19 protein-coding genes are annotated in these 25,705 nt (G+C 43.1%); 5 read left to right on the forward strand and 14 right to left on the reverse strand.

Annotation, left to right across the window (positions count from 1 at the left end):
- The first annotated feature begins 100 nt into the window (after positions 1-100).
- From mfd to AK822_RS04525, 3 genes are all read left to right on the forward strand, one after another.
- Complete coding sequence (gene mfd, locus AK822_RS04515; protein WP_060490716.1) at positions 101-3,838, forward strand: transcription-repair coupling factor; 3,738 nt, start codon at positions 101-103, stop codon at positions 3,836-3,838.
- 249 nt (positions 3,839-4,087) lie between these two features.
- Positions 4,088-4,519 (forward strand): HIT domain-containing protein, encoded by a 432-nt coding sequence (locus AK822_RS04520; protein WP_045445060.1) that lies wholly within the window; start codon positions 4,088-4,090, stop codon positions 4,517-4,519.
- Between the two features lie 629 nt (positions 4,520-5,148).
- Positions 5,149-6,426, forward strand: coding sequence for an adenylate/guanylate cyclase domain-containing protein (locus tag AK822_RS04525; RefSeq protein ID WP_228139062.1), 1,278 nt, complete (start codon positions 5,149-5,151; stop codon positions 6,424-6,426).
- Positions 6,427-6,546: 120 nt separating this feature from the next.
- Here the strand turns inward: AK822_RS04525 and fdx are convergent, their stop codons facing one another.
- From fdx to AK822_RS04565, 8 genes are all read right to left on the reverse strand, one after another.
- Positions 6,547-6,885: an ISC system 2Fe-2S type ferredoxin gene (gene fdx, locus AK822_RS04530; protein ID WP_045445066.1), complete on the reverse strand. Its 339-nt coding sequence runs from the start codon at positions 6,883-6,885 to the stop codon at positions 6,547-6,549.
- A gap of 91 nt (positions 6,886-6,976) precedes the next feature.
- Positions 6,977-8,857 carry a Fe-S protein assembly chaperone HscA gene (gene hscA / locus AK822_RS04535; RefSeq protein ID WP_060490718.1) on the reverse strand — a complete coding sequence of 627 codons (1,881 nt, stop codon included), beginning with the start codon at positions 8,855-8,857 and terminating at the stop codon, positions 6,977-6,979.
- A gap of 274 nt (positions 8,858-9,131) precedes the next feature.
- Positions 9,132-9,713 carry a Fe-S protein assembly co-chaperone HscB gene (gene hscB, locus AK822_RS04540; protein ID WP_055124405.1) on the reverse strand — a complete coding sequence of 194 codons (582 nt, stop codon included), beginning with the start codon at positions 9,711-9,713 and terminating at the stop codon, positions 9,132-9,134.
- A gap of 118 nt (positions 9,714-9,831) precedes the next feature.
- Positions 9,832-10,152, reverse strand: coding sequence for an iron-sulfur cluster assembly protein IscA (gene iscA, locus AK822_RS04545; protein WP_045445072.1), 321 nt, complete (start codon positions 10,150-10,152; stop codon positions 9,832-9,834).
- Positions 10,153-10,400: 248 nt separating this feature from the next.
- Positions 10,401-10,811, reverse strand: a complete 411-nt coding sequence (iscU, locus tag AK822_RS04550; RefSeq protein ID WP_055124404.1) for a Fe-S cluster assembly scaffold IscU — start codon at positions 10,809-10,811, stop codon at positions 10,401-10,403.
- A 198-nt stretch (positions 10,812-11,009) separates the two neighbouring features.
- Positions 11,010-12,236 carry an IscS subfamily cysteine desulfurase gene (locus AK822_RS04555; protein WP_045451862.1) on the reverse strand — a complete coding sequence of 409 codons (1,227 nt, stop codon included), beginning with the start codon at positions 12,234-12,236 and terminating at the stop codon, positions 11,010-11,012.
- Positions 12,233-12,742, reverse strand: coding sequence for an Rrf2 family transcriptional regulator (locus AK822_RS04560; protein WP_045451863.1), 510 nt, complete (start codon positions 12,740-12,742; stop codon positions 12,233-12,235). The genes AK822_RS04555 and AK822_RS04560 overlap by 4 nt, the downstream gene beginning before the upstream one ends.
- Positions 12,743-13,270: 528 nt before the next feature.
- Positions 13,271-13,915 (reverse strand): hypothetical protein, encoded by a 645-nt coding sequence (locus tag AK822_RS04565; protein WP_045451866.1) that lies wholly within the window; start codon positions 13,913-13,915, stop codon positions 13,271-13,273.
- A gap of 519 nt (positions 13,916-14,434) precedes the next feature.
- On the opposite strand from AK822_RS04565, the gene AK822_RS04570 reads away from it, so the two are divergent.
- The gene (locus AK822_RS04570) at positions 14,435-14,707 is read left to right on the forward strand and encodes an HU family DNA-binding protein (RefSeq protein ID WP_060490719.1); all 273 of its coding nucleotides are present in this window, start codon (positions 14,435-14,437) and stop codon (positions 14,705-14,707) included.
- A gap of 383 nt (positions 14,708-15,090) precedes the next feature.
- Positions 15,091-16,965, forward strand: coding sequence for a SurA N-terminal domain-containing protein (locus tag AK822_RS04575; RefSeq protein WP_060490720.1), 1,875 nt, complete (start codon positions 15,091-15,093; stop codon positions 16,963-16,965).
- A 202-nt stretch (positions 16,966-17,167) separates the two neighbouring features.
- Here the strand turns inward: AK822_RS04575 and purH are convergent, their stop codons facing one another.
- From purH to mrcB, 6 genes are all read right to left on the reverse strand, one after another.
- Positions 17,168-18,748, reverse strand: coding sequence for a bifunctional phosphoribosylaminoimidazolecarboxamide formyltransferase/IMP cyclohydrolase (purH, locus tag AK822_RS04580; RefSeq protein ID WP_060490721.1), 1,581 nt, complete (start codon positions 18,746-18,748; stop codon positions 17,168-17,170).
- A 153-nt stretch (positions 18,749-18,901) separates the two neighbouring features.
- Complete coding sequence (gene fis / locus AK822_RS15175; RefSeq protein WP_087945560.1) at positions 18,902-19,261, reverse strand: DNA-binding transcriptional regulator Fis; 360 nt, start codon at positions 19,259-19,261, stop codon at positions 18,902-18,904.
- Positions 19,262-19,535: 274 nt separating this feature from the next.
- Positions 19,536-20,828 carry a DUF3426 domain-containing protein gene (locus tag AK822_RS04590; RefSeq protein WP_060490722.1) on the reverse strand — a complete coding sequence of 431 codons (1,293 nt, stop codon included), beginning with the start codon at positions 20,826-20,828 and terminating at the stop codon, positions 19,536-19,538.
- A 196-nt stretch (positions 20,829-21,024) separates the two neighbouring features.
- A complete protein-coding gene (gene prmA, locus AK822_RS04595) occupies positions 21,025-21,951 on the reverse strand; it encodes a 50S ribosomal protein L11 methyltransferase (RefSeq protein WP_060490723.1) in 927 nt (308 codons plus the stop codon).
- A 122-nt stretch (positions 21,952-22,073) separates the two neighbouring features.
- Positions 22,074-22,886 (reverse strand): tetratricopeptide repeat protein, encoded by an 813-nt coding sequence (locus AK822_RS04600; protein WP_087945682.1) that lies wholly within the window; start codon positions 22,884-22,886, stop codon positions 22,074-22,076.
- 35 nt (positions 22,887-22,921) lie between these two features.
- Positions 22,922-25,399 (reverse strand): penicillin-binding protein 1B, encoded by a 2,478-nt coding sequence (mrcB, locus tag AK822_RS04605; protein WP_060490725.1) that lies wholly within the window; start codon positions 25,397-25,399, stop codon positions 22,922-22,924.
- Between the last annotated feature and the right edge of the window lie 306 nt (positions 25,400-25,705).

Genomic DNA, 25,705 nt, shown 5'->3' on the forward strand with positions numbered 1-25,705 from the left:
ATAAAAATACTAAGTGACAAACCGTTACGGCATAAATTTTGGTAATTGCTGAAATATTCGTATAATAGCTCTCTGACTCCTAACATTGATCCTACTCTTTATGCCTATCACTGCTTTGACTGACGCGTTTGAACCAATTAACCAGCAGTTGTTTCCTATCCAGAATGCCGAGCGGCGTTGGCTGGCACCTGTGCATGGTGCAGTCAGCAGTTTGTGGCTAGCAAGTCTGGTGCAAACACCGCTATGGAATGTTGCCGACCGATTAAAAGTCGTGGTGACGCGTGACCAAAACCAGCTCAATCAGATAGAGACGGAATTGGCATTTTGCGGCGTCGATGCTTATGTGTTTCCCGATTGGGAGACGTTGACCTATGATGAGCTGTCACCACATCAAGACATTGTTAGTGAGCGTATCAATCTATTAACCGATATGCCAACGTCAGGCGTGCTGCTCATCTCGGTTCAGGCGTTGATGCATCGTGTCGCACCGCCAAGCTGGCTGATAGGGCAGCATTTTGATTTGAGCGTTGGTGATCGATTTGATATCAATACCCAGCGCGGATTGCTGGCAAAGGCAGGCTACCGCGCCGTTGAGAATGTATTTGAGCCGGGTGAATTCGCGGTACGTGGCAGCATCATTGATATCTTTGCCATGGGTCAGCCGTTTCCACTACGTTTAGATTTGTTTGATGATGAGATTGAGACCATTCGTTTTTTTAATCCGCAAACCCAGCGGACATTGACCGTTGATGACCTCAAAACCATGATGAGTGGCAACGATAGCAGTATGGGCAAAGAGTCACTATCACTGCTACACAAGCTGCCAGATATTTCAAAACCTATCGAACAATTCCAAATACTACCCGCCAAAGAGTTCCCGCTTGATGAAGGGCGTGAGACGTTTCGTACCAACTTCGCCACGATGTTCCCTAATGCGAGCAGCCGTAAGTTTGAGCTACATAAAGACGTAATGGCAGGTATCGCTAGTAGCGGACTTGAATATTATCAGCCGCTATTTTTTGATTTAAAAGCGTGGACAGCAGAGAGTAGCTTGTTTGCTTACTTACCAAGCGATGCGCTGTTTATCACTGATGAACTGATTAATGAAAAACAGGTAGATTACTGGTCACAAATTCAGCGCCGTTATGAAGAGCGTCGTCATGATATCGATAAACCTATTGTCGCGCCTGAATGGTTATATTTGCTATCGAATACCTTAAATGGGCACCTTAATCATTATCCACGCGTGATTCTCAGTGCGCGCAATGAGCTGGCTAGCATGACGGATGTCGCTGCGATTGACAGCGATGACTCATTGTTACAAGTTGAACACCAATCAGATTTACAGCCACAATTGCCGCTGACGGCAAATAAGCAGCAAGGCTTGGTGACGCTCAGTGCGCAAGAGCCGCCACAATTGACCGTTAACCACCAAAAGGCTGAGCCTCTTACCCAGCTATTAGAATTTTTAGAGCTGCAAGCACAAACAGCGACGCCAGTATTGATCGTTGCTGAAACAGCGGGTCGTCGTGAGATTCTTATTGAGCTGTTCAAAGGCAAGATTGACATTAAGGCTTATGACAGCTTTGAGGCGTTTTTAGCAGCGGACAAAACCAACAGCGTTAAAGGTAATAAGCTGCCGCAGGTTGGTTTAACCGTTGCGCCCATTGAGCGCGGGGTTTATGTTCCTGAGCGTTTGGTGCTGATTAGTGAGACGCAGTTATTTGGTCGGCAAGTCCTGCAAACACGCCGTCGTCGTCAAAGTGGCGTGTCTGAAGAGTTTTTGGTTAAGAGTGTTACTGAAATAACCGAAGGTAGCCCAGTGGTGCATATCGAGCATGGTATTGGGCGTTACAATGGGCTGATTACGTTAGATGTGGGTGATGGCGAGCAAGAGTTTATTCACTTAAAATATGCCGATGATGCCAGTATTTATGTGCCCGTTGCTAATTTGCAAATGATTAACCGTTATAGTGGCGGTGACCCAGCACTTGCACCATTGCACAAAATCGGTAGCGGCAAATGGGATAAGGCTAAGCAAAAAGTGCTCGAGCAAATCCATGACGTGGCGGCCGAGCTACTTAATATGCAAGCACGGCGCGAAGCCAAAGTTGGTATTCATTTTAAAATAGATCCATCACAGTACGAGCTGTTTGCCAGTCAATTTGCTTTTGAAGAAACGCTGGATCAAGCCAATGCCATTCATGCGGTGATGGAAGACATGAGGCAAAACCAACCAATGGATCGTCTCATTTGCGGTGATGTCGGCTTTGGTAAAACTGAAGTGGCCATGCGCGCAGCATTCATTGCTGTCAGCGCAGGCTATCAAGTGGCAGTATTGGTGCCGACCACCTTGCTAGCCGGTCAGCATGAAGACAATTTCCGCGACCGTTTTGCTGATTGGCCAGTGCGTATCGAAACGCTATCGCGCTTTGGCGGCAAAAAGCATCAAGAAACGGTTTTAACAGACCTCGCAGCAGGTAAAGTCGATATCGTCATCGGTACCCATAAACTATTACAACCTGATGTGAAATTCTCTAATTTAGGTTTGATGATTGTCGATGAAGAACATCGCTTTGGTGTGCGCCATAAAGAGCGTATCAAGGCGATTCAGACTGATGTGGATAGTATGTCGATGACAGCGACACCGATCCCTAGAACGCTCAATATGGCGCTCTCAGGTATGCGTGACATGTCCATTATTGCGACACCGCCAGCACGTCGTTTGGCGATTAAAACCTTTGTCATGCAGAAGACCGATGCTCTAATGAAAGAGGCTATCTTGCGCGAGCTATTGCGCGGTGGGCAGGTTTATTTATTACATAATGATGTGGCGAGCATTGAGCGTATGGCAGAAACCATACGTGAATTGGTGCCTGAGGCGAGAGTAGGGGTTGCTCACGGGCAAATGCAAGAGCGCCAACTTGAGCAAGTGATGCAGCAGTTTTATCATAAAAAATTCAATGTACTGATATGCTCCACCATTATCGAAACCGGTATTGATGTACCGAATGCTAATACCATTATCATTGAGCGCGCTGATAAGTTTGGCTTGGCACAATTACATCAGCTGCGTGGTCGTGTCGGTCGTAGTCATCATCAAGCGTATTGTTATCTGCTGGTGCCATCTATTAAAGGGCTTAAAGGCGATGCTAAACGCCGATTGCATGCGATTGAACGCGCCAATACGTTGGGTGCAGGTTTTATGCTGGCTAGCGAAGACTTAGAAATTCGCGGTGCTGGTGAGATACTCGGTAAGCAGCAAAGTGGTAATATGCAGGCGATTGGCTTCAGTTTATATATGGACATGCTGGAGCGAGCGACAAAAGCTATTAAAGCCGGTAAAGAGCCTGATTTAAGCACACCATTGTCGCTGACCAGTGAGATTAATTTGCATAGCTCAGCATTGATACCAGAAGACTATCTACACGATGTGCATCAGCGTTTATTATTTTATAAACGCATCAGTAATGCCGATGATAAAGAGGCATTGACCGATATTCGTACTGAAATGATTGATCGTTTTGGTATATTACCGGATCAAACCAAGCAGTTATTTGCTGTTCATGGACTGCGTATACAGGCTGAGCCGCTCAAGATTAATAAGATTGATGCCAATAGCAGCAGCATGACCTTAGAGTTTGCGCCTGATACCCCAGTCGATGCCTTGGCGATTATTAAGTTGATTCAATCAAATGGTCAGCGTTATCGTATGAATGGTGCTTCTGGTATTCGTTATCAAGATGCTGATAAACTGGCAACGCCGCAACAGCGCGTCACCGCGATTCAAGAATTATTACGCTATTTTAGCGAGCATATGGTGGCAGAGTCAGCGTAGTTGTTTTGGCATTTCGGCATTTTGAGAGCTTGGCAATGATTTTCGGTAGATTCAATCAGCTCAATAAGTCAGCTAGCCAGTGCTCAAGTAGGACGTCAAGACAATGAGTCATAGCGCTATTTTATCGGTCGGATAACTGATAAAATAGCGACATCCTATATTTAGCCTATTATTTTTTAGTAAATTAAATTCTGCTTTTCTAGATTCATATTCCTTTTATCTGAGTGTCATAACAAGAGAACCGTCATTATGTTCCAACTTCATCATAAACTTGCTGCCGATAGCTTTTTAGTGGGTGACTTCCCATTATCGACTTGTCGTTTAATCAATGATTGCCAGTTTCCTTGGTTAATATTAGTGCCGCGCGTATCAGGTATCAAAGAGTTATATGAGTTATCTGAAGCCGATCAAACACAGTTTTTACGTGAGTCAAGCTGGTTGTCGAGTCAGCTAGCCAAGACCTTTCAAGCTGATAAAATGAATGTAGCTGCACTCGGTAATCAAGTGCCCCAACTTCATTTTCATCACATCGTTCGCTATCAAAATGACATGCAATGGCCAAATCCAGTATGGGGCGTCCCTGCTATTCCTTATACTAAAGAGGTGTTGGCGCAGATGCAGCAAACGTTAATGATGGCGCTACGTGGCCATCATCAGATGCCGTTTGACTGGCAAATGTAATAAATACCTGAGTAGTAACAGGTCGGTAAGTTGATTGGCAAATTGATAATGATACTCTATTGGCTAGGCATCGATTGACCCATCAAAATAACTGGAAAAATGGCTAAACGTTTAAAGTTAGGCTTTATTTTGGTGTCTTAGTCGTTTTACGGTTATGTGCCAACGTTATGCTCAGTTATTACAGCCCCTAATTTTTATATATTAATAGGTTTTAAGTATGTGAAATCCAGATAAATATTATCTGGATTTTTTGTGTTTGGCTTAAACGATATGTCTTATAATCCTGATTTAGTAGCGTATTAAGACAAGATGAGTGATGAGTGGTAGGCTTTTGGCTATCAGTGACATGGGTTTTGTTGCATTTAAAAAGTATAATGTAATCATTGATTAATTTTATACATAACTTGGCATAGAGGTAGGTAGTACGCGTGTGCTATCCTCAAGCCTTTTAGTTTTTTACATAGCCTGTTTTACGTAAGCGAATACTTCATATGCCTTTTTTAGACACGCTGAGACCAAATCACTCTTCAAAAAATGAAGGGATTTATCGATTTGACTATCCAGAAGTCTTCGTTTTAATACTTACGGTCATACTCCTCGCTGTACATTTTAATTTTAGACCTACTTCAATGGCACTGCTCGTTATTGTTTGTCTGCCAAGTTTAATGATTTTGATTTATAACTATCGCCGCCAAAAAAGCTTTTGGACGTCTAACATTGTTATCATTTTACTATCGGTAGTTATTGGGTCGATACAATTTTGCACGGTTATTTCGCTTAGCTTAGCCGCGCTTATAGCACTCAGAATTATTATCAGTAGCCCTGAAAATCATTTAAAACTGATTGCCGTCTCTATAATCACCGTCATTGTTTTCTATTATGTTAGCGTTACCCTAAGCAGTGCTGATATAGATTGCCATGAAGGCTGGACTACACCAATAATATTATTAGCCAGTATGATCGTCATACTGTATCAGTTTTGGCATGTGTACCAAGAGTATATTGGTTATGAAACTCGTGCTCATCAGGCTGTTGGACGATTAAGCACGATGGTCTCCGTCATTAATAAGTTGACGCGCTTCATACCTCCGCAAGTTTGGGAGCCTATCGTAAAATCTGATAGCCCAGTTACCGTTGCTAATAAGCGTGCTAAGCTGACGATTATGTTCTCAGATATCGTTGGCTTTACGGAATTGTCAGATAGTTTGAGCGCTGACAATTTGGCTGATATCTTAAATACTTATATGCATTGTATGACATTGATAGCAAACAAGCATGGCGCCGTACTTGATAAATTTATTGGTGATGGCATGGTGTGTTTTTTTGGTGAGCCAAATAGTCGCGGTGCGCGCCAAGATGCTTTAGACTGTATTGCAATGGCAATAGACATGCGTCGCGAAATGCGTACACTGAGGCAAAAATGGCGCTTGATGGGCTTTGAGGGGTTGTACATCCGTATCGGCATCAGCACAGGTTATTGCCATGTTGGTAATTTTGGTAGTAATAATCGTCTAAGTTATACTCTTATTGGTAAAGAGGCCAATCTAGCGGCAAGACTTGAATCGAGCGCTGGTAAAGATGAGATACTGGTCAGTGAGAGTACCTACGATTATATCTGTCATAATTATGACTGTCAGCATGCGGGTGCGTTCAAGTTAAAAGGTTTTGATAGCAAGGTAAATGCGTGGCAAGTGCTGGATCCAGATACGTATAAAGGTCATTTATCAAAGTGGGTTGATCACACATTACCAGGTTTTAATTTGCATCTAAATTTTAAAGATATGAAGGATAATGATTATCAAGATATCAGAGCACGCTTAAATTTTGCGCTTGAGCGTGTCGAGCAGGAGCAAGAAAAAGTGGCAACTGACATAGCGGCAGCAAGCAAAAGTAATGACAATCAATGACAATCGTCATAAATAATCATCCAAAAATAATGTTTATAAAATCAAGTACAAAAAAGCCAGCTATTATTATGATAGCTGGCTTTTGCAATATAACAGTCAGATGAATTTTACGGTTAGCGTTTAGTGGTTTTCTTTTGCATGGTTGAGCGTATATTTAGGAATCTCGATGGTTAAATCTTCATCATCGAGCATGACCTGACAAGATAGGCGTGAGTCAGGCTCTAATCCCCAAGCACGATCTAATAAATCGGCTTCAATATCATCCATTTCATCTAAACTATTAAAACCTTTACGGACGACCACATGGCATGTGGTACAGGCTTTTGACATCTCACATGCATGTTCAATTTTAATGCCTTTTTCCAATAGCGCTTTACATAAGTTGCTGCCAGCTTCTAGCTCGACTTCGGCGCCTTCAGGGCAAATTTCATGATGCGGTAGTACGGTAATTTTTGGCATAAATCGTCTTTCCAGTGCTAATCAATTAAAAGAATAAAAATATAAGAAATGAGCTTAGTATGGTGACTAAATCACATTTTAAATGTATCTGCTACCAATCTTGGGCATTCGTGCCTGCCATGCTGGCTTTGACGCTTTGATTCATAATACGGGCAGCAAAAGCATCACTATGAGGCTTGAGCTTTGCTTGCTGTGCCTCGATAAGTGCCAAATCATCAGTAGTGAGCGTTGTTTGCAACCCTTGTATCTGCTCAGCCAATGAGTGCTGCTCCTCAGAAGACAATAAAGCTGCAAATTCTTTAAGGGCAGATTGTAGCGCTAATACTTCACGCTCCGCTTCTACTTTGGTCTCGATTAAAGAACGTGTATTTTTATCTTCTTCTGCATGCTTGAATCCTGCAACGAGCAACTGCTCTTTTTGCTCATCTGATAACCCATAAGAAGGCACAATCTCAATCTTACTTTCTGTCTTGGTTGTGGTTTCCTGTGCGCTGACGGTTAGCTGTCCATTCGCATCAATACTAAAGGTGACTTCAATACGAGCAAATCCAGCTTTCATCGGCGGGATACCATATAGCTCAAAACGACCCAATGAACGGCAGTTATCTACTGTCTCGCGCTCGCCCTGTACCACATGAATCACCATGCCTGTTTGACCATCTTGATAGGTGGTAAACACTTGGCGTTTTTTGACAGGGATAGGCGTATTACGTGGAATCAGCACTTCAACTAAGCCGCCCATGGTCTCAAGACCAAGCGATAGCGGCGTTACGTCTAACAATAGTAGGTTGTTATTACTATCGCCATTGACCAATTGATGCGCCGTTTGGGCAGCACCCAAAGCCACGACTTCATCTGGATTTAGACGACAAAGTGGTTGCTTGGCAAAAAACTCTGTCACGACTTGTTGTATAGCAGGCATACGAGTAGAGCCACCGACCAAAATCACTTCGTCTAGATCAGCACTCGAAAGCTTGGCATCACGCAGTACTTGTTCGCATACGCTCAATGTACGGCGGCTAACTGGCTCTGCAATAGCCAGTAAATCTGTACGGCGAAGCACACCTTGGTAAGATTGCTCATTCACAGTGATGTCAATATTGACTTGCTCAGCATCAGTCAGTGCTTGCTTATAAGCTTTGGCTTGCTGTGCAAGTATCGACTTATCATGACGACTCACATCTTTAGGATCGATAGCTAATTGTTTGATAAGCCAATTGGTCATTAGACGATCGATGTCGTCACCACCTAATGCACTATTACCGCCAGTTGCCAATACTTCAAAGACGCCATCAGTCAGTTTTAAGATAGAAACGTCAAAAGTACCGCCACCCAGATCGTAAATTAAATAATAACTTTCTTTATCGCTGTTTTGCGTTGACTGGTCGAGACCATAGGCGACGGCAGCAGCAGTAGGCTCATTTAGCAGGCGTAACACATTGATACCAGCCGCTTGGGCTGCATCTTTGGTCGCTTGCCGCTGTGCTTCATCAAAATAAGCAGGGACAGTAATGACCGCACCCTCAATACTGTCTGCAGGCAATGCGCTCGCTGCCCGTTGCTCAAGCGCTGCTAAAATACGTGCTGATACTTCAACAGGCGATACTTTACCCTGAGCCGTCACAAATGCTGGCATGTCATCTTTGCTGCCGCTCAACTCATAAGGATGAGAGAATTTGATATCAGCTTGACTACGACCCATAAAACGCTTAGCCGAGACGATCGTATTTTTTGGATCATCCGCTAAGTGAGCTAATGCATCAGAGCCAACCAACGGCTTACCTATGCTTGGATAATAGACCACAGAAGGTAATAAGGTGTCGGTAGCTGCGCTTGCCTCTAAGACTTGCGCCTTGCCTGAGCGTACTACCGCGACCAATGAGCGCGTAGTACCAAGATCAATTCCTAGGCCAAAACGATGCTGGTGGGGTTGGGCGCTTTGATTGGGTTCGGCAATTTGCAATAAAGACATAAGATAACTCAAAGATAAAATGAAAGAGATAAAATTAATAAGTGAAATGGAACAAATATGATAAGCGCACTATTGTAGTTTGACTGCTTTGTATGCACGTGAAAACGAAGATACTTAGCGATTAAAAGTGCTTAAAATAAGGGATTATACGGCATCGCTGTGACTATTTTAACCATCGCTTATAATATAGTTTTCAAATAAGCGTCATAAGCTAATACCATTTATAAATAAATTTGGCATATAAAATAAATTAACAAGCTTATACGTCAGTTAGTTAGACGTATAAATCATCATCATCTGAATGCTCAGCAGTTGCTAACTCATCGATACCAGTAGTCACGTCAGCATTTAATTTGACTAAGAACTTTAGTTTTTGTGTCGCATCAATCGCCGTTTGCCAATCTTGGTTTTGGTAAGCATCGTTAAAACGCTTAGACTGTTTTGCCAGTCGCTCGGTGATTTGAGGGTGTAGTTGTTGCAATGTCGCACGATCTTTACCCTCAATAGCGTCATCTAAATCCATGCGCATCTGCATCGCATCTTCTAAAAAGTCCAAGTCTGCAATTGAATGCTCTAGATTCTGTGCTTGATCTGCCATGTCTAGTAGATAGCTAGCACGACTATCAGGCGCACTTAACGCTTGGTAGGCTTGATTGATTAACGCTGAGGCTTGCTCAGACTGCTGTTGCGCTTGCGTAGTATTGGCTAGATTCTTGGTGACATTATCAGGATGATAACGTTTTTGTAGCAGACGTAGATGCTGATCGAGACTCTCTTGATTGACTTCAAACTGTACAGGCTGCTCAAATAGGGCAAAGAAGTTATCAAACTGGGCTTCTGCAGTAATGTCTGTCATATCATACGCCTTGCTTGTTATTTATTTTGAAAGTTTTCTTTAGCTGAGAACATATTTATTATGTCTTAAATATAGAGTCAGGAAACTCTAAGCTCAAGGGTTTTTAACCTTTGGCTCATTAAACGGTAAAAGACTCGCCGCAACCACATTCGCCTTTTTGATTGGGATTGGTGAACTTAAAGCCTTCGTTAAGACCTTCTTTTTCGTAGTCCATCAACAAACCATCTAAATACACCAAACTTTTAGGATCAATAAAGATGTTAACGCCGCGGCTTTCGTAACGCGTGTCATTTTCATCAGGGGTATCTACAAACTCTAAAACGTAAGCTAAGCCTGAGCAACCCGCGGTACGGATACCCACTCGAATACCTTCGCCTTTGCCGCGATTGTCCAAAAAGTCTCGAACATGCTGAGCGGCGCGTTCTGTCATTTCAATCATGCCAACTCCCATTGACTATCAATGATAAATATCAATCAAAAAAATCTGTATAAACTGGCAATGAAAATAGCGCACTTGCCAAAAAAATCTTAATAACGACCAGTTAAGAATCACTAGAAAATAAAAGGTGACAATTACATTAGCGTTATTGTCACCTTTTTAGCGTTAGTAGCTGTTCAATACATCGACTACTAAAGTACGGCCATTAAGACCGTGTACTTAGAAGTACAATACTTACGCTAATAGGTTTAGCTAGCCGCTTCTTCTGTCTCTACTGCTGCGCTATGCTTACCTTTATAGTCGCTAATAGCGGCTTTAATGGCGTCTTCAGCAAGTACAGAGCAATGCACTTTTACTGGTGGTAAGGCCAACTCTTTCGCGATATCGTTGTTTTTGATTTCGCCCGCTTGATCCAAGCTTTTGCCTTTTAGCCACTCAGTCACGAGCGAGCTTGAAGCAATGGCTGAACCACAGCCATAAGTTTTAAAGCGTGCATCTTCAATGATGCCGTTATCATCAACTTGAATTTGTAGGCGCATTACATCGCCACAAGCTGGGGCACCAACCATACCAGTACCAACGTTTTTGGCATTTTTATCAAGATTGCCGACGTTGCGTGGATTTTCGTAATGATCAATAACTTGGTCACTATAGGCCATGGGGTTTTCTCCTAGTTAGATGATGAGTAGTCAATTACTGACTTTAAATGTCTAACTACTCATCGATAATTGGGGTCAAACATTTAGTTAATAGAAACGGTATTTATAAAAACGGTATTTATAAAAACTGGATTTATAAGTGTCTGATCAATCGTATAATGGTTCTGTTTGATAACTGTGTCGTTGCTTTCGGTAATTTTAGTGCTCAGCCCATTCGACTGAATCTAAATCAACACCTTCTTGGTACATATCCCAAAGTGGTGATAAGGCACGTAATTTATCGACCGCTTCATGCATTTGTTTGATGACAGTATCGATGTCTGCTTCAGTGGTATAACGACCAAAGCTGAAACGAATTGAGCTGTGTGCTAATTCATCTGGGCGACCAATAGCGCGTAATACATATGATGGCTCAAGCGTCGCTGATGTACAGGCTGAACCTGATGATACAGCTAAATCTTTAAGTGACATCATGAGAGACTCGCCCTCAACGAAGTTGAAGCTGATGTTTACAATGTTAGGCACGCTGTGCTCAAGATCACCATTTAGGTAGATCTCTTCGATATCTTGTAGACCGTCCCACAGTTTTTGGCGTAGCTTGGCTGCATGTGCATGGTCTTCTTCATAACGCTCATTGGCTAAAGCAAATGCTGCTCCAAGACCAACGATTTGATGCGTCGGTAATGTACCTGAACGCATACCGCGCTCATGACCACCGCCATGCTGCTCTGCTTTCAAACGGATACGTGGCTTACGACGAACAAATAATGCGCCAATACCTTTAGGGCCGTAGGCTTTGTGACCTGAGAAGCTCATCAAATCGATCTTCGTGGTTTCAAGGTCAATCAATACTTTACCAACAGATTGTGCGCCATCGACGTGGAAGACCACACCCGCTTCACGAGTGATTTCACCAATGGCAGCGACATCAGTAATCGTACCAAGCTCATTGTTCACCATCATGAGTGATACTAAGATAGTATCGTCACGTAATGCTTCTTTAACTTGCTCTGGTAAGATTAGCCCAGTGCTTGGCTGTGGCTCAAGATAAGTAATCTCAAAACCTTCTTGCTCAAGCTCACGGCACGTATCTAATACGGCTTTATGTTCGATTTTGCTGGTAATGATGTGCTTACCACGAGATTGATAAAAGTGCGCTGCACCTTTAATGGCTAGGTTGTCTGATTCTGTTGCACCAGAGGTAAAGACGATTTCGCGTGGATCAGCATTAATGACTTCAGCCACTTGTTGACGCGCTGTTTCTACCGCTTCTTCTGCTTGCCAGCCATAGCCATGCGAGCGCGAGGCTGGATTACCAAAGATGCCATCTACTGTCAGATACTCGCTCATCTTAGCAGCTACTGATTTTGCAACTGGGGTAGTGGCGGCATAATCTAAGTATATAAGGTTGTTATGTTGGCTCATGCTGGGTTTGCCTCGCTGTTCGATAGGGTAATAGTGTTGATATCTTTTATGGAAATCTCTTTGGTAGAGCTGTGCTGACGCTCTGACACTGACTGCACATTTTCCATGTCTAATAATTGCGCTAATGTTATATTTTTCAAGTACTGTTCGATATGATTGGACAGTGCACACCATAAATCATGGGTTAAGCACATTGTACCACCTTGACAGTCGCCACGTCCTTCGCACTGCATCGCATTAACCGACTCATCGACGGCAGATATGATGCTCATGACATCTATTTCATGCAACGGTTTAGCTAGATGATAGCCGCCTGCTGCACCTCGGATGCTAGTGACTAGACCACGCTTACGAAGTTTGGAAAACAGTTGTTCAAGGTAAGAGATAGAAATCGATTGCCGCTTGGCGATATCAGATAAGGAGACTGCAGTGTCTTGTTGGCTGGTTTGTAATGCCAAATCCAGTAACGCAGTAACGGCATATCTGCCTCGAGTAGTCAAACGCATGTGTTATCTCCAAACTTTTAAGTCATTTTTATTTAACAACGACCTTAGCAAAATGATAGTGGTGGCAGCTTGTAGCGCAATATGAAAGCTACTGATGGAATCACATAACCGCTAAGTTGTGTCTTATCGTTATTAAACAGCAGATGATTAACCCGATGTGTGCAACGATTAAGCCAATTATACTTAATCCTGAGTAATTTAGTCAAGATTAAAGTGTGGTTGAATGGTTAATCGAGCTTATCACTATGATTGATAAAAACAATGGTATTAAAAGGAGGGGGTATAAGATTGAGAGCATTGATTCCTAGCATTTTTGAAATACTAAAATACAGTCTTGAGGTTTGAGTCAGGCATTTTTTTAACTTCTATCAATTATATTAGGGCGTGCTGAATGTTCAATACGCCCCAGTCATCTAAGCGCTTAATATCCTAAGCGTTTAAGTATGCCTTCATCGACATCAAACGCACTTGGTAAAGTAAGCAGCCTTTCATTGTTAAGCTGTCATTGATAAGTCGTCGTTGGCGAAATTAATTCATTAATAGCGCAATAATGGCTGCGATCATAATGACAAGCGCAGCCACGGTGACGATTATCAGGGTTTTCTGTTTGCTCTGTAACTCTTTAACCGTGATTTCAAGCTCACGGTTTTTAATAGTCAAGGTGTTTATTTGGGTTTGTTGCTCTTTGATGCGTAATTTATAGCTGTCCTTTTTGTCAGCCATTTCAGCTTCAGTAGGCTTGGTCTTACCTTTGCCACCTTTTATCTTTTTAATAAGACCTTGAATTAAGCTGCCAAGACCGAGCTGCATAATAAACTGCTTGACCAACTGTACTTGAACAGACTCACCGCGCATTTGTAGTTTTTCGGTGGTTTCGCTGTCATGAGTGGTGATCGCATTGATCACTTGGATGCTATAAGCATTAATGATGACGTCAGGTTCGCTGCGGTCAATAGGTAACTCTGCGTCTAATAATACGCCTTTGGTGCTAAAAGTGGCAAACACTTCAACATGCGGTAGATACAAGCGTAGCGCCACGACAGTACCTTGCTTGGCAAGTGGGTAAGCGGCTTTACGTAGTTCGGGATCTAAACGTAACAATAGTGTCAGCGCCGACTCGATGAACACCAGAATGATATTAAGAAAAGAGTGAGACAACGTAGAACGCTTCATGTAAATAATCCGTTTTATATTTGGCAAATTAGAGGCAAAAGACAAACAAGAGTCAAAATTGACCCAAAAGGTGCAGTGATATTTTGCTTATAGTAACGCCTTTATAATAAAAAGTAACGCTAGTTTCTGTCAGTTGGAAAATTATTACTTTACAATTTGGTAATCAACAAGGACACAGATATTTATGACTGGCGATGCCTCAGTATGAGATGACATCTCTTTGAACGATAAGGCATTATAGAGGTTGACTCGCTAAGTCGAAGTTAGGAAAAGCCAAGGTTACTAGCGGTTATAACAGTTGCAGAGGCTTTGCGTAACATTGAGTGTCAAATACGTAGTACAGTAGGCAAAAATATGTAAAATCGCTTGCGCTCCTTATGCTGCCTTGATATAAAGACGATAACAAAGCGAAACCTGTTAATACGCCAGTCAGGCAGTTTTTATTGCTTAAATGCTATGAGAGCGTTACAATGCTTGGCGTGAGCGTTTATTATCCCCCTTAAACTTGAAGGAAATTTTATGAATAAGTCAGAATTAATTGATAGCATCACAGACAAAAGTGGCCTAAACAAAACCCAAGCTGGCGATGCATTGAATGCTGTTATGGAAAGTGTTGGTGAAGCGCTAGAAGCTGGCGATAGCATCTCATTGGTTGGTTTTGGTACTTTCAGCGTAAAAGACCGTAAAGCACGTACTGGCCGTAACCCTAAGACGGGTGAAGAGCTTAGCATTCCAGCAAGTAAAGTACCAAGCTTTAAAGCGGGTAAAAACTTAAAAGAGCGTTTAAACTAAGCCGTTTTATTAAAAATGGATGCTGTATAACGACGTGATATACGAATCAACACAGCATTTACTTAGTAAAGCATTATATGGTTTATAGCATGGCTGAAAAGTCATAATATGAATCATAAAAAAGCACCTAGATATTAGGTGCTTTTTTTATCGCTATAGTTTGTATCATACCACGTGAATATTTTGAGTCTGCATCAAAAATCACGTATCATAGGGCGCGCGATAGATGCGTTGTTTAAATAAGGCCGTTTTACTCAGTCTTATTGTTCTATATCAAATTCACACGTTCTTATTCTTACCATTGCCTGCTTAGATAGCATTGATATTAATAGTAATATTACAATGGTTTTTCATCAATATAGGTTTATAAAGCAGAGATAACTATGGATAAATTGCGCGATTTCTTAAAAAGCTGGCCAGGTCGCATTTTATTGATTTTATGCCTATCGCCGCTCGCTCTATTGGGTGTCGAAAGCTATTTTGGAGGCGGGGTCGATCCCAACCAAGTCGCTCAGGTGGGTGAAGCAAGCGTAGGGTTGTCCGAGTATCAGACTGCCGTAAATAACCGTCGTACTGAAATACTAGAACAAGTTGATGATGCCAGTCTATTAAATGAAGATGTATTGCACGAGCAGGTGCTCAAAGGTCTCATTGATCGTACGCTATTGGAGCAGCAAGCGGGCAAGCTTGGTATGACAGTCTCTGATGACACGATTAATCGTCTATTGCGTGAAGAAGAAATTTTTAAGGACGCAGAAGGTAATTTTTCTAACGATCAATTTTCAAATTTCTTGCGCCAGCGCGGCATGACTAAAGATCAGCTATTTGCTGAGTTTCGTAACCAATTAAGCCTCGACCAGCTCAATGCAAGTATTGTTGGCACGGCAGTATATCCCATGCAAGCGGTCAGTCAATTGATTGACTTACAACTTGAGTCGCGCAATATCTGGCTGCATCGATTTAATTGGCAAGACTATGTAGATCAGGTCAAGTTAAGCAAAGGCGATATACAAGCCTATTATGATGCCAATAAAGACACACTAAAAAGTGCGGCGATGGTAGATTTGGCATATTTGCAATTAAGTCCTAAAACCATTCAAGTGAATGAAGTTACGGAAGAGGATTTGCAGCAGCAATATGAAGCTTATAAGCAAGGGCTAGCGGTCGTCGATGAACGCAAAATCAGTCAAATCCTATTAACGGGTAAAGACGCGAAGACCAGAGCGACTAAAATCAAAGCCCGCTTGGATAAAGGTGAGTCTTTTGCCGCATTGGCTAAAACTGAGTCAGATGATCCATCAGGAGCAACAGGTGGCGATATTGGTACCTTTAATCCCTCTGTGTTTGGCAATGATGCCGCAGCGGTTGAGCAGGCTTTAGAAGGCTTAAGTGTGGGTGATGTAACAGCACCTATTAAGACTAGCTTTGGCTACCAGATATTTACCGTAACCGAAGATAACGGTAGTAAAATCCCAAGCCTAGAAAGCATGCGTGCAGAGCTGACAGCAAAAGCCAAAGAATATAAGCGTCAAGAAATCTATGCAGATAAAGTAACAGCGATTAATGACTTGGCAGCAGATGGCTTTAGCATCGAAGATATTGCTCAGCAAGAGAACGTAACGCTAAAACGTATCAAGGATTATCGTAAAGAAAACAACAAATCGGAGTTATCACAACCAGCAGTGATTAAGCAGGCTTTTGATGAGTTTACCATTCAAGATCAGGCAGTAACCGCAGGTATCGAAGTCGGTAACGGGACGGTATGGGTGCAGCCAAGCAACTATCGTCCTACGAAAACGCTTAGCTTAGCTGCTGCTACACCAAAAATCACTCAGATATTACGTCAAGAAAAGGCCACGGCATTGGCGCTAAAAGAGGCGAAGAAACTAGCCGCTGGTATTAAAACGCCTGCTGATATCAATAAACAGCCAGTACGTTTTCAATCATTAGGTGAAGTGAATCGCCAAACCACTCTATTGACAGAGAAAGAGCGCGGATTGGCCTTTAGTCAGCAAGCAGCTAATAATGGCGTCGTTGCTATTGCCAGTGAGACTGAGATGGGCGCGACTTTGTTGGTCGGTGATCGTATTAAAACAGAGGAGCAGTCGCCATTATCTGATGTGCAAAGAGCACAAACAGCTGCCATCATTCGTGATAACTTGGGGCAAGATCAGCTACAAGATTACTTGGATTATCTACGTTTGGTGTATAAAGTTGAAATTAATGACGCCAATATAGCAAACGCGCAAGGGCGTTAGAAGTAAAGCTATTAAGGAAAATTTGAGATACTTACTTAGTTATTCTTTCCAAATAGTTTTCTCAAATTTTAAGCATAAAAAAGCCACTGTCTACAGTGGCTTTTTTAATGAGTATTACTTTTATCATAAAGATTTAGCATTAATGGCGATACGAAATTCAATACTGCTATCAATGCTAATATTCAAAGTGATACGGAACAATTTAATGGCGGAAATGACGCATACCAGTGAATACCATCGCGATGCCATGCTCATTTGCCGCAGCAATGGTTTCATCATCACGCATAGACCCACCTGGCTGGATAATAGCAGCAATACCGACTTGGGCAGCGTTATCAATGCCATCACGGAAAGGGAAAAAGGCATCTGATGCCATAACAGCACCTTCAGTAGCCAATCCAGCGTGCTCTGCCTTGATAGCGGCGATACGAGCTGAGTTGACACGGCTCATTTGACCAGCACCAACACCAATAGTACGCTGACCTTTGGCATAAACAATCGCATTAGATTTGACGTATTTTGCTACATTCCAGCTGAATAATAGATCGGCGATTTGCGCTTCTGTTGGTTGTACATCAGTGACAATCTTTAAGTCATTGGCCGTAATCAAACCAAGATCTTGCTCTTGTACTAGCAGGCCACCGTTGACGCGCTTGTAGTCAAGCTGACTATCGCGTTGATCTGGCGCTGGCAGTTCGCCGCACACCAATACACGGACATTTTTCTTAGCAGCTGTCGCTTCAAGCACACCATCTTCGATGCTTGGTGCAATAATAACCTCTACAAACTGATTGTCGATAATGGCTTTAGCCGCCGCCAACGTCAATGGGCGGTTAAAAGCAATGATGCCGCCAAAAGAAGACTCAGGGTCAGTACTAAAAGCAGTGTTATAAGCGGTTACTTGATCGTTATCCACAGCGACACCGCAAGGGTTGGCATGCTTAACGATAACGCAAGCAGGGGCGCTAAAGGCTTTCACACACTCAAGAGCAGCATCAGTATCGGCGATATTGTTATAAGACAGCGCCTTGCCTTGCAGTTGCTTAGCAGTCGCTATAGAGGCTTGTTGGCTTTTTAGCGGATGGTTTTCTGTATAAAAAGCGGCGTTTTGATGTGGGTTTTCGCCGTAGCGTAGGTCTTGTACTTTTTCCAGTTGGACATTAAAGGTACGTGAGAAATTCTCAGGCTGCTGGCTTTCATTGACACGGCTACCTAAGAAATTGGCAATCATTCCGTCATACTGTGCAGTATGCTCGAAAGCCTTAACCGCTAAGTCATAGCGCAAAGCAGGTGTCAGCTCGGTGCCATCACCTAAAGCGGCAAGTATGCGCTCATAATCTGCTGGATCAGTCACGATACCCACATGAGCGTGGTTTTTCGCCGCAGAACGCACCATCGTAGGACCACCGATGTCGATGTTTTCGATAGCATCGTTCATGGTGACATCCGCACGAGCAATGGTTTCAGCAAACGGATAAAGGTTGACGACAACCAAATCAATACGCTCAATCGCGTGCTCACTCATTACGGCATCGTCTGTACCACGGCGTCCTAGGATGCCACCATGAATTTTAGGATGTAGCGTTTTGACACGGCCATCCATCATTTCAGGGAAACCTGTGTAATCGGATACTTCGGTCACAGCGACATTGTTTTCTGTGAGTAAACGATAAGTACCGCCAGTAGATAGTAAGCCAAAGCCTGACTTAATAAGGCCTTGGGCAAACTCAACGATATTGGATTTATCAGAGACTGACAATAGAGCAAGTGGGGTTGTACTCATAAGAAAATTTCCATAAAAAAAGCCTGACGTAAACGCCTGGCAAGGTGACAATGACAATTGTTGCAGACAATATCATGGTGGATAGCGTCAATAACGTTAAATTGCCATACATAATGATTGGTAATAAATACAGAGAAATGCATATAGCAGATGCTACATTAAGTCATAAGTTTTGAGTTTTTTGCGTAAAGTGCCACGATTCAGACCTAAGATTTGTGCACACTTGGTTTGATTGCCTCGAGTTTTTTCAAGGACAACCGACAATAGCGGCTCTTCAACTTGTTTTAAAATAAGCTCATACAAGTCGGTCGGCATCTCATCGCCTAGCATCGCGAAGTACTGTCGTACCACACGCTCCACATGTACGCGCAGTGGTTCATGCCGGTGGCTCGCATCGCTGTCTAATGAGGAGTTAACATGACGAGTTGAATGATGGTCGGCTGTACTATAATCGGCAGGATGCTCAGAGCTTGTGGCAAAATGATTGGCATTATGCTGTGCATGAGGTGCCATAAGATAATGTCCTTGGGATTGGAAAGAGTCAAACCATAAGATATCAGGGTATTATATCAAATTAATATCGTTTAGCGCTGACAGATTAACCTTATATTGGCAGCAGTATGACTAGGGTATATGCTTACTATTATAACATTGCCACAAAATATAACTGGCTGGGTCGCACTTGCATCACTACTGAACTTGCGATCTGCCTACGTTTTTCTGAGGGCTGAAGTTTTAAAAGACGAGGTTGTTTATAGAAACAGCTATTTTGTTGGTAATTATCTATTCAATACAGAGGACTTATAGTCACTTCTCGAATTTGTCTATTAGCTACAGGGATGGTAAATAATATGTTTCGACTACTGTCAGCCGCTAATTGGCTTTGCTTGCTTAATAGATAATCAGCTGGCGTGGCGATGAATTCTCCAATCATATCATTTGCGCCGTATACGCTGACTTTAACATTCGGATACAGCTGTGCTTTGGCACTTTGATTGTTTAATGTGGCACTGACATCGCTCGACTTTCCATCCATCTTAATCTTACTCGATTTATGATTAAGGTTGGTAATCGTGAATGCTGTTAGATCGGCACTAGGTAAACTACAGGCAGCCACTGCACATACTGATTGTAAGCGCTCTGCATGCACTGGGTTTTTTATCAAAGTTTCTAGATTAAAAATGACGTATTGAGTAAAAAGGAGCAGTGCTAATACTAAGCATCCTAGCGTCCATAGTAAGGATGCGATAGAACGTCTCTGCGGCGTAGGTGTAAACTTTGCTTGTGCTTTTCTCACACGCTCTTCGGAGGTTGACGCTTCATCTTTCAGTGGTACACCCATATCGAGCAACAGTTGTGATAAATCGGTATCGTCTTGTCGAACCTCTTCGCTTTTATTTTGGTCTTTTAGGAGTTTTTCGAGCCAAGAATTGTCCGCAGTATCATCCACATTGGCATGAATATCATTAGCGGCTGCTGAACTGAGCGCCATTTGTGCTGATGAGGAATTTTCTGTTGTCGCATCAGATGATACTTTCGCTGATGACGCGTTGTTTTTATCTGTTTTTTTAGAGAGGTTACTTGTTGGTTGGTTGTCTGCTGTAGAAGTATAACTGCTATTGTTCATATTGCTTGCTTGAGTCAGCCAAGCATCCATACTATCTAGAGAATCATACTCTAAAATACTTTCTTCTGGCTCATCGCTATCCATGTCATCATAGATTAAGCCGTCATGAATCAAATCATCCTCAATTAAAGTATCAGATGAAATATTTTTTGAATGTGGAGGAGTGAGTGGTGACTTAGCAGCGCCTACTGCATGTTGATTTTTATTATGATTGTCAGCGGTTTGTGCAGAATGTCCATTTGAATCGGCTGTCATATTGGTGTCAGTCGTTGTATTTTCTTGAATCGCGGAAGTACTGACAGCATCGGCAGTGAGGATAAGATGTTTATTGACCAAAAAACTCTGTTGGCATTGATCACAGCTAACAGTGGCGTTTACTTTATTCAACTGTGTTTGCTGTATTTTAAAGCAAGCTTGGCAATGAGGGCACTGAGTTTTTATGGGCGTGGTCATAGGGTCGAATCCAAAAAATTATGGTTATCAATACCGCTTAGCCACTCGCTAATAGTTGCCTATAGTGCTAATACTGCCTTTTGTGTTAGCTTTAAATATTAGCTGTAAATGTCCATAAATCATGAATAAGGACAGAGTGGCGTCAAATGCATGACATTTGACTGCCCTCTATCGTAACAGATGTAATTAAATGTTGCTAGCCTGTAAATGTACCAGATAAACGCTGCCAATGTTGGTCTTCTTGCGCTGTAAAAGCATGCTTTGCATCAAGCGCAAAATAAGGTTGATAAGCCGCCGTTACTTGTTCGGTTTGTGACTCTATTAGACCGGCCAATACAATGCGACCTTTTGGTGCGATTAAGGTAGCAAAGTAAGGCGCTAAGCCAATAAGCGGCTTGGCTAGAATGTTTGCAACGATTACGTCTACAGGTAACACATCATTTTGTGTACAGTAGTCAGTAAAATCTTCTGGTAAAAACGCTTGCAGACGATCCTCAACGTGATTGCGTGCGGCATTTTGATTGGTTGCCAGTACTGCTTGTGGGTCGATATCGACGGCATACACGTGGCGCGCACCTAATAACAAAGCAGCAATGCCTAAAATACCTGAACCGCAACCATAATCAATCACCACTTTGTCTTTTAGATCTTGTTCTGTTAACCAGTCAAGACATAAGCGGGTAGTGGCATGATAGCCTGTACCAAAAGCTAGGCCAGGATCCATAATAATATTAGTCGCCTCAGGATTGGGCGGCGTCAGCCAGTTGGGCACAATCCATAAATTATTGGCACATTCGATAGGATGGTAATTGCTCATCCATTCGCGCTCCCAGTCTTTATCATCGACAGCCGTGAGCCAGATACGAGTGGCTTGCACTTGTGCTGCGATTTCATGACTGAGCTGCTCGACTGCCTGACGACTGCCAGCATCGGTGGTCGCATCAAATAGCCCTGTCAAGATAACCTCATCCCATAGCGGTGATTCACCAGGTAAGGGCTCAAATAGAGGTTGGTCACCTGCGTCGTCTAAGGCGATGGATAATGCACCTGCTTCTAGGAGCAGTGCCTCAGCCAAATCGACGTTTGCTTTTTCACATTGTAAATGCAGTTGTTGCCATGCCATAACGATAACCTTAATTAAAAATAAATGTATATTTTGGATAAATGATGCGTGTGCAGAATATAAAAAGTGAATAGATACCAAATGATAAACTTGGTCTCTATTCACTTCGGTATGTCTTGATATTAGCGTAAGGCTTGCTTCGCTTCACTGATGACGCGAGCGTTGCCTTGGGCTTGTCCTGATTGCAAAATAATTTGCCACAGCGCGCGGCGACGACTGGTATCTTGAGAAACACTCAGACCACGGCGTGCCATGGCTTCTGCCTTGCGCGGCTGGTTCTTTTTTAATGCCACTTGCGCCAAATAGAAATACACCGCAGAAGATTTAGGTGCTAGGCGCTGTGCACGGGTAAAGCTGTTTTCAGCATTGGTCAGTTTGCCAGCTTTTAGTTGACTGATACCTGCTTGCATCAAATTGCGAAATGCTGGCAGGTTGCTATTGTTGGTAGTAGTAGCTTGCTGTGTCCGTTGCTGCGAGTTTTTTCTTGCCTGTTCTAGCAATTCGTTGTGTGACGGTGCTGACGGCTCAGAGATGATGTAGTCATCACGCGAAGGAATGATTATAACTGAATCAGGTTGGGTCAACACAGGACTAGATGGTGTAAATACAGGCGTCTCTTGAGTCAATGGATTGGTTGATTCGGCTGGCTCAGAGGGATTATAAGGCTCAATGGGGTAGTCATCCTCGTCCTCTGTTCTGACAATGGGCGTTTGCGTCACAGTCGCTATGGGGGCTTTAGCTGTCTGCGATGATGGCAGCGTTTGAGTCGGTACGGTTTTCATAGCGGTAGATGCAGTCGGCGCAGTCTGGCAAGCGCTCAAACTCAACATGCCAGCTAGAGCACTGACTGCCAGCATCGTATTGGCTGGCTTGATTTTGATAGACCGCGTTATGACGGCTGACCTAGCTGATACAGTTTGCTTGAGAGATAACATTAAGTTGAGACCTTTTTTAAGTTTCACAAATAACTTTAGAACCATTCAACGGCACGATCATACCAAGTATCGGCACGACTTTCTGCATCATTACCATTTGACCCATCACTGTTTTCTTGGTTGTCGCTATCAACAGCTTCGCCATTTGGAATCTCTAAACCTTCACTACGGCGCTGCTGGTTCTGTTCACGAGCACGATCTTGTTGATATAAGCCGACAGCGCAACTGCTGGCTTCTTCTGGTAAATATGCTGACAGGACAGGCAGATAGCGTGCATCTGCACAGCGCTCATTAGACAGCTTGCCTGAGTTGTTCTCTAACCACAACCATTCAATACCTTCAGGCTCTGGTAGTGCCACAGGCGTCAGCTTCAAGCGATTCATATAGTCAACCCAAACTGGCAATGCGCCAGTACCGCCGCTTAAACCAATTGGCTTGTTATCATCACGGCCAACCCAAACCACACTGACGTAGTTGCCACTGTAGCCTGCAAACCAAGCGTCGCGGTAATCATTTGTGGTTCCTGTTTTGCCAGCAAGATTTAGATTGCTACCAAGTGATTGCACGCGTTTGGCAGTACCGTTTTTGACCACATCTTGTAAAGCATAGTTAATTAAGAAATTGGTCTCAGGCGGAATACTACGCTGAGTGTTGAGTCCAGTACGTTGTAAAATACGACCACGGTCATCAATGACGGTGCGAATACTATGGATAGGCGTACGGAAGCCACCAGTTGCAAAGACTTGATAGACACCAAGCATGTCCATTGGGCTAAGATTAACAGAACCTAACAATGCTGACGGGTAGGGTGGTATTTTTTCTTTAATACCCATGCGCTGTAACTGCTTGGCAAAGGTATCGACCCCAAACTCCATACCTAAGCGTACCGTTGCTTGGTTATAAGACTTTGATAAAGCGGTGGTAAATGGCACATAACCATGGTCACGATTGTCATAGTTCTTGGGGTTCCATTTAGTACCATCGCTTAGATTCACGGTAATCGGTGAGTCATCGACTGAGCTTGCAAGATTATAGCGCCCACTTTCAAGCGCTGTCATATAAATAATAGGCTTCAATAAAGAACCCACTTGGCGCTTGGCATCGACAGCACGGTTAAAGCCGGTAAATTCACTGCCACTGCCCACCACAGAGACCAGCTCACCAGTCTCAGGATTGGCACTCACTAGAGCACCTTGCAAGTCTTTAGTTTTGCTACTGTTACGACGCAGCTCACCCAATTTTCTATCAACTGCTTTGTCTGCGGCTAATTGTGCAATAGGGTCTAAAGTACTGATAATGATAAGACCTTCATTTTTGAGATCATCAGAATAGTACACGGTATTCAGCTCGCGCTTGACGATATCCAAAAAGTCAGGGAATTGACTTTTGCCTTCGACAGGTTTGTCCACGACACCAAGTGGTTGCTTTAGCGCTTTCTCATAGTCTTCTTGACTGAGTGAGCCAACAGCCAGCATGTTGCCCAGCACGACGTCACGGCGCGCTTTTGAGTCGTTTGGATGGCGACGTGGGTTGTAGATACTCGGGCCTTTTGCCATACCGACTAGCAGGGCTTGCTGATCCAAGCGTAGCTCATTCAGTGGTTTATCAAAGTAAAACTGTGATGCCAAGCCAAAACCATTAATAGAGCGGTTGCCGTTTTGACCCAAATAAATCTCATTGAGGTACGTTTGTAGAATTTCATCTTTGCTATAATGTAGCTCGAGCAATACTGCCATTAACGCTTCGTTGGCTTTGCGCTTCAGCGTACGGTCTGAATTGAGATAGAAGTTTTTAATCAGCTGCTGAGTGATGGTCGAGCCGCCTTGTCTAGAGCCACCAGAGAAGTTGTTCAGTACGGCACGTGCAATGCCTCGTATAGAGACGCCTTTGTGCTCATAAAACGCACGGTCTTCCGTGGCTATTAACGCATCAATGAGTGGTTGTGGCACTTCATCTAACGAGACGACCAAACGATCCTCATTACTGTCAGGATAAATGCCACCGATACTCACCGGCTCTAAGCGAATGATGCCGCTTTTGGCAGGCAAAGTACTTTGTACGGACTCAATCTTGTTACCAGCAATGGTCATTTTTATGACTTGCTCTTTATCCACATCGTTGGCGCTATAAGTAAAACCGCGAGTATGAATAAAGTAGGTATTACCTGATCTATGATAGGTTCCCGTGCGATCATAAGCTTTGTTGCTTTGATAGTTCAGCAACTCCAGCCATGTCTTCATCGTATCTTTGTCGACACTCGCGCCTTGATACAATTCAAGCGGCTGCGAATACACTTTAGCAGGAATATCCCAGCGCTTACCCTCGAACTTATGGGTAATGGTGCGATCAAGTTTGATTAAATATAGCGCCAAGAGCACCATGCCAGCAATAATGACAATTAAGATAAGACTACTAAATACCAACCCACGCTGCTGTGAAGGTAGCGTGTGGTTAACAGATTTAGAGGACTGTGTTAACTTGGTATTTGGTAACTTGGAATTGGATGTTTGCACTGATGTCGCACCATTTTGGTATAAAAAACTGCCTCATAATGACGCAAATTGACAAATTTTTCAATCTATCATCGTCAACGCAGGCATTCATTGATTTTAAGCTGTGCGTGGTTATGCTCTTCACAGCGCTTGCGTATAGTATAATCTCTGTTAAAACACGGTCATTGCTAACAAAGCATTAAAAGCTTTAGATTGACAGTATCATTGTCATATAAGTGTCATATTAGCTTCATGTCACCATGTCACATAGCCATGCACGATAGCAGTTTAGAGATGCGCCAACGATGTGTTTTTTATGAATTAACC

Origin of the sequence: Psychrobacter sp. P11F6, from assembly GCF_001435295.1 — a bacterium.
Classification (GTDB): domain Bacteria; phylum Pseudomonadota; class Gammaproteobacteria; order Pseudomonadales; family Moraxellaceae; genus Psychrobacter.